Source organism: Kocuria sp. UCD-OTCP (assembly GCF_000349605.1).
GTDB classification, from domain to species: domain Bacteria; phylum Actinomycetota; class Actinomycetes; order Actinomycetales; family Micrococcaceae; genus Kocuria; species Kocuria rosea.
In genome coordinates this window covers 78,821-84,390 of the sequence record NZ_KB714682.1, presented here as the reverse complement: position 1 = coordinate 84,390, position 5,570 = coordinate 78,821, and the positions used below count along the sequence as shown (strand labels likewise).

The 5,570-nt window shown below is 73.8% G+C and carries 6 protein-coding genes and 1 pseudogene; 3 read left to right on the top strand and 4 right to left on the bottom strand.

From position 1 onward, the window contains the following. Nucleotides 1–884: pseudogene (locus H488_RS33670) on the top strand (isocitrate/isopropylmalate dehydrogenase family protein); the annotation flags it as partial. Between the two features lie 76 nt (nt 885–960). Here the strand turns inward: H488_RS33670 and H488_RS33665 are convergent. Next, a complete protein-coding gene (locus H488_RS33665; protein ID WP_017834645.1) occupies nt 961–1,536 on the bottom strand; it encodes a hypothetical protein in 576 nt (191 codons plus the stop codon). Between the two features lie 255 nt (nt 1,537–1,791). Here H488_RS33665 and H488_RS33660 point away from each other — a divergent pair, with 255 nt between their 5' ends. Further along, the gene (locus tag H488_RS33660) at nt 1,792–2,364 is read left to right on the top strand and encodes an MOSC domain-containing protein (RefSeq protein ID WP_017834644.1); all 573 of its coding nucleotides are present in this window, start codon (nt 1,792–1,794) and stop codon (nt 2,362–2,364) included. A 38-nt stretch (nt 2,365–2,402) separates the two neighbouring features. On the opposite strand, the gene H488_RS33655 is transcribed toward H488_RS33660, so the two are convergent. The 3 genes from H488_RS33655 to H488_RS33645 all read right to left on the bottom strand — a co-directional run bounded on the left by H488_RS33655 (nt 2,403) and on the right by H488_RS33645 (nt 4,744). Beyond that, entirely contained in the window at nt 2,403–3,371 is a 969-nt protein-coding gene (locus H488_RS33655) for a TIGR03885 family FMN-dependent LLM class oxidoreductase (RefSeq protein WP_017834643.1), read from the bottom strand. Nucleotides 3,372–3,501: 130 nt separating this feature from the next. Continuing rightward, on the bottom strand, nt 3,502–4,341 hold the full coding sequence (locus tag H488_RS33650) for a fumarylacetoacetate hydrolase family protein (RefSeq protein WP_017834642.1): 840 nt from the start codon (nt 4,339–4,341) through the stop codon (nt 3,502–3,504). Nucleotides 4,342–4,420: 79 nt separating this feature from the next. Beyond that, the gene (locus H488_RS33645) at nt 4,421–4,744 is read right to left on the bottom strand and encodes a DUF6504 family protein (protein ID WP_017834641.1); all 324 of its coding nucleotides are present in this window, start codon (nt 4,742–4,744) and stop codon (nt 4,421–4,423) included. A gap of 301 nt (nt 4,745–5,045) precedes the next feature. Here H488_RS33645 and H488_RS33640 point away from each other — a divergent pair, with 301 nt between their 5' ends. Further along, nucleotides 5,046–5,549 carry a GNAT family N-acetyltransferase gene (locus H488_RS33640; protein ID WP_017834640.1) on the top strand — a complete coding sequence of 168 codons (504 nt, stop codon included), beginning with the start codon at nt 5,046–5,048 and terminating at the stop codon, nt 5,547–5,549. The last annotated feature ends 21 nt before the right edge of the window (nt 5,550–5,570 follow it).

Genomic DNA, 5,570 nt, shown 5'->3' with positions numbered 1-5,570 from the left:
ACCCAGAACTTCGACCAGTGGGCCAACATCCGCCCCGTGCGCTTCCTCCCCGGCGTGGTCTCCCCGCTGCGCAAGGCCGACGACACCGAACTGGACTGGGTCGTGGTCCGGGAGAACAGCGAAGGCGAGTACGCCGGGCTCGGCGGGCGCAACCTCGCCGGCCGGGGCCCCGGCAACGAGGTCGCCGTCCAGTCCTCCCTGTTCACCGAGAAGGGGTGTGAGCGCATCATCCGCTTCGCCTTCGACCTCGCCCGGACCCGGGAGGTGAAGAAGGTCTCCAGCGTCACCAAGTCCAACGCCCAGCAGTACGGCATGGTGCTGTGGGACGAGGTCTTCGCCCGCGTCGCCGCCGACTACCCCGACGTGCAGACCGAAAGCGTTCTGGTGGACGCGATGAGCGCCAAGTTCGTCCTGCACCCCGAGGAGCTCTCCGTGGTGGTGGCCTCCAACCTCAACGCCGACATCCTCTCCGACCTCGGCTCCGCCCTGGCCGGCAGCCTCGGCCTGGCCGCCAGNTGGTGGCCTCCAACCTCAACGCCGACATCCTCTCCGACCTCGGCTCCGCCCTGGCCGGCAGCCTCGGCCTGGCCGCCAGTGCGAACCTCGACCCGGAGCGCCGGTTCCCCTCGATGTTCGAGCCCGTCCACGGCACCGCCCCGGACATCGCCGGCCAGGGCATCTGCAACCCGATCGGGGCGATCGCCAGCGCCGCCCTGATGCTGGACCACTTCGGTCTGCACGCCGAGGCCCGCCGGGTGGAGGCCGCGATCGAGGCCACCACCGCCGCCGGGCACCTCACCCGTGACATCGGCGGCACCGCCGACACCGCCGAGATCACCCGGGCCGTCGTCGACGCCCTGGCCGCCTCCCTGACCTCCGCCTGAGGCTTCCCGTCCCTCCGGCCCCCGCCCCGCCCGGGACAACTCCGAGGACCGGCCGGCGCCGCGCCGGGCGCGGCGGTCAGCGTCCAGTGGCGCAGATCGCCCGCTCGATCAGGGAGGCGCTGCGGCGGTCGATCTCGTCCTCCACGAGCCTGCCGGGCGCCTCGGGGTACCAGCCGAGGTCGTCCCGCACGTCGGCGGCGACCTCGGACCCACCGCCGCGGGGGGCCACCCGGAAGGTGGCCCGCAGGGGCAGGGCCCGCCACCCGAACTCGGAGGCCGTCCCGCGCCGGCGGAAGGTGACGTCCGAGCCCACCGAGACCTCCACGCAGCACTCCTGGGAGCGGACCGCCGGGTCGAGGTCCTCGAACGCCGTGCGGATCCGCTCGAGGGCCTCCTCCGGGGGCATCGGGCACGTCCACGCCCGGGTCGTGGTGATGCGCGGCCGGTTCGGGGACCGGCGCGCCAGCCAGGGGACGAGGAACCGCTGGCCGAGCACCAGCGCGACGACGACGAGCGCCGCCGCTCCGAGCGCGAGCTGCGCCACGGAGATCACGCCCCGGAGGAGGAGCTGGACCACGAGGAGGACGACCACGGCCGACCCGGCCGGCCCGGCCAGCCGGTACCGTCCCCCGGCGGAGCGTCTGGCAGACACGCGACCTCCCTCCCCCGTCCGGACCACGGTGCCCCTCGGCTGTCCTGCGTCGCCGCCATTCTTGCCCGCGCGCACCCCGGGACACCAGGTGTGCATCCGTAAAGGGGACAGGCTCGCGGGGCGCTCCCCGGGTGCAGGGAAGATCGGGCGGCGCGGCCCGGCGCCCCGCGGTGTCGCCCGCCCTGCCTATGCTGAGGTCCGGCGGCAGCGAGGCGGCGCCGGACCGGCGGCCGCGACGACGGAGGGGTGTGGGCCATGACGGCGACCTATCGGTACGACGTGGAGGTCCTGCACCTGCTCGTGTCACCGGCGCACGCCTACTTCGGCCGCGCCCGGGACGGCGCGGCGGAGGTCCCCACCACCGACGCCGAGCGGGTCGAGCTGGTGGCCGGCAAGGGCGTGGTGGGCGACCGGTTCTTCGGCAAGGCCGCGCACATGGACGCCGCCGTCACCCTGCTCGCCGTCGAGGCGCTCGAGGCCATGGCCGCGGACCTGGGCACGGACCCCTTCGACCCGCTCCTGACCCGGCGCAACGTGGTCCTCCGGGGCGCCCACCTGGCCCCGCTGCTGGGCGAGGAGTTCGCGCTGGAGTCCCGGGGCGCCCTCGTGCGGCTGCGGGGCGGGCGCCCGGCCCACCCCTGCGTGTGGATGGACCGGGTCCTGGCTCCGGGCGCGCACGCCGCCATGCGGGGGCGAGGGGGCCTGCGCTGCCGGCCGCTGTCCAGCGGCGACCTGCACCGCGGACCGGCCGTGCTGCACAGCCCGGTCCCGCTCGAGCCGGAGCTGGCCGGCGCGGCCGTGCTGCGGCGCCCGTCCCGGCTGCCGTAGCCCGCCCACCCGGGACCGGCGCCCGGGCCCGCGCCGGGTCAGGCCTGCGCCAGCTGGGGCAGCACCGTCTCCCCGAAGGCGTCGAGGAAGCGGCCCTGCTCCTGCCCCACGTGGTGGAGGTAGATCTCGTCGAAGCCGAGGTCGGCGTACTCGTGCAGCCACTGGGCGTGCCGGCCGAGGTCGGCGGAGACGTTGACCGCCCCGGCGATCTGCTCATCCCCCACGTCCTCCTGGACCGCCTTGCGCAGGTAGTCCTGGGGCGAGGCGAGCTCGGCCATGGTCACGGGGTCGAAGACGTTGGTGCGCCACTGGTCGAAGGCGATCGCGCGGGCCTGCTCCGGGGAGGGCGCCCAGCTCAGGTGCACCTGCAGCGCGGTCCGCCCGGTGCCGCCGGCCTCGCGCCAGGCCTCGCGCATCCGGCGCAGGTCCTCGAGGGGCTGCTGGACGGTGATGAACCCGTCGGCCAGGGGGGCGAAGCGGCGGACCGTCGCCGGGGTGAGCGCGGCCACGCGCAGGGCGGGCAGGACCTCCGGCGGGTCCCAGACCCGGGCGCGGTCGGCGTGGAACGGCTCGCGGCAGGACACCTCCTCGCCCGCGTGCAGCCGGCGGACGGCGTCGAAGCTGCCCTCGAGGAACCGCTGCCGGTGCTCCTTGGCCGGCCAGTCCGGGGTGACGGCCCGCTCGTTGAGCTTCTGCCCGCTGCCCAGGGCGGTCCAGATCCGGCCGGGGAACATGCGGGCGAGGGTGGCCGTGGCCTGGGCGGTGACCACGGGGTGGTAGCGCCGGCCCGGGGCGTGCACGAACCCGAAGGGCAGGTCCGTGGTGGCCAGGGCGGCGCCCAGCCAGGACAGGGCGAACCCGGAGTGGCCCTGGTGCGGCGACCACGGCTCGAGGTGGTCCGAGCACATGGCGGCGCCGAAGCCGGCCTGCTGGGCGTGCTCGACGTCGCGCAGCAGCTGCTCGGGAGGGATCTGCTCGTGGGAGGCGTGGAAGCCGATCGTCGCCATGGGGTCCTCCGGTCGAAGGCGGGAACAGGACAGTGGGATCAGGTCACGGGGATCAGGTCACGGGGATCATGTCAGTGGGATCTGGACAGCAGGAGAGGGAGGACGGGACCGGGTGGGGACGGGTGCCGGGTCAGCCGGCCGCCGCCCGGAGGTCCTCGGCGGGGGTGCAGACGTTGCGCAGCTCGCCGATGCCCTCGATCTCGGTGACGACCTCCTGGCCGTCCCGCAACCAGATCCGGCGGGGCTTCTGGGCCAGGCCCACGCCGGCGGGAGTGCCGCAGGCCACGAGGTCCCCGGGCTCGAGGGTCAGGAACCGGCTGAGGTACTCGACCAGCTCCACGGCGGAGAAGATCATCCGGTCGGTGCCGGAGTCCTGGTGCCGCACGCCGTCCACGGTGCAGCGGATCGCCAGTCCCGCCTCGGGGTCGATCTCGTCGGGGGTCACCACCACGGGGCCCACCGGGGTGGTGCGGTCGAAGTTCTTGCCCTGGAACCACTCGGAGGTCCGGCCCTGCCAGTCCCGCACCGAGATGTCGTTCATGATGGTGTACCCGGCGATCGCGGCCCGCGCCTGGTCCGGCGTGGCGTGGCGCAGGGGCGAGCCGATCACCACGGTGAGCTCGGCCTCCCAGTCGATCTTCTCGGACTCCTCCGGCATGGCGATGGGGTCGGTGGGGCCGATGAGCGCGGTGGCGTACTTCGCGAAGATCGTGGGGTGCTCCGGGATCTCCTGACTGACCTCCTCCGCGTGGTCGTAGAAGTTCAGCCCGGCGCACAGGATCTTGCCCGGGCGCAGGACGGGCGTCGCCAGGTCCTCCGGGGCCGGCGCGGGGCCCGGCTCCCCCGGCAGCCGCAGGTCGCCCCCGGCGAGGAGGGCCCCGACGTCGGGGACGGGGAGATAGACGGTCCGCCCGTCCTCCTGCCGGAAGGCCTGGGTGGTGCCATCTCGTCGCACGGTGCCGAGTCTCACGGGTGCTCCCTCACGTTCTGCGGTGCGGTCTCCACCGACGATCCTATGCACCTCCGGCGGGAGGGTGCACCGCGGCGGCCTACGCGCAGCGCACCACGCGGATCCCCGAGGCGCTCGTGGCGGCGAGCAGCCGCCAGCGCCCGGTGTCGAGGGTGTGGACGAGCTCGAGGGTCAGCAGCTCGGAGCGGGTGTTCAGCTGCACCTGGACCCGCCACATCTGCTGGTCCACCGCACCGATCCCCCGGTCCTTGGGCAGCCGCGCGTCCTCGGACCACCAGGCGCGGCGCTCGTACCAGCGCACGGGCCCCTGGGCCACCAGGTAGTCCCGCCCGCGCCAGCGCACGCCCACCGGCACCCCGTCCGTGTCGCAGTCCACGTCGACGCTCTCCGTCAGGAAACCCACGACGGCTCCTCTCTCCCTCGGCCCGGCGCCCGTCCCCGGTGCGCCCTGTTCCCTGGAAGCTAGAACACCTGTACGACACGCTAACCCGGAAGAGCGCGGAAAAGGAACAGGTGTTCCCGTGAAGTCCTCGCTCCGACCTGGCCGTTCACTTTTGCGATCGAGGACGGCGAAGCATGGACAAGCCCAGCGAAATGGATACGCTGAATGCACGGAGGGCCTGCCCTGCGCGGCCCTCCCGGACGTCCCCTGTCCCTCGTCCGCCCCGCCGGAGCAGCCGGCGTCGACCTCACGGAGGCCTTCCATGACCGGAACCATCACGCTGATCGCCCACACCGCGGCGAACACCAAGAAGCCCGCGGTGAATCTGCGTCCGTCCGGCCCGGAGGACGCCGAGAGCCTCGCCCAGCTCTACTACTCCTCCTACGAGCAGGGCGGGGTCTCCAGTCTGGAGGAGGCCCGCCAGGTGATCCGGGGAGTCTTCGACGGGGAGTACGGGCCCTTCCTGCCCGAGGCCTCGCCGGTGGTGGTCGACGACGACGGGACCGTGGTGGCCGCCGCGCTCGTGCTGTCCCGGCGGGTCGGCGACGACCTCCCCGACGTCCCCTACATCTTCGAGCTGTTCACGGCGGCCTCCCGCCGCCGCCAGGGCCTGGCCGAGCAGCTGGTGCGCTGCGCCATGGGCACCCTCTACGACAACGGCTACGACCAGGTCAGCCTGCGGATCGCCGAGGACAACGCGGCGGCGCTCGCGCTCTACCTGACGCTCGACTTCAACCGGTGGGTCCCCGAGACGGACGACGTCTGAGCCCGGCGGGCGCTCCGGACC

What these genes read in the sequence shown, in the direction of transcription:
- H488_RS33655 (WP_017834643.1), bottom strand. Translation starts at nt 3,371, where the DNA reads ATGGCGACGATCGGCTTCCACGCCTCCCACGAGCAGATCCCTCCCGAG.
- H488_RS33660 (WP_017834644.1), top strand. Translation starts at nt 1,792, where the DNA reads ATGACGGCGACCTATCGGTACGACGTGGAGGTCCTGCACCTGCTCGTG.
- H488_RS33640 (WP_017834640.1), top strand. Translation starts at nt 5,046, where the DNA reads ATGACCGGAACCATCACGCTGATCGCCCACACCGCGGCGAACACCAAG.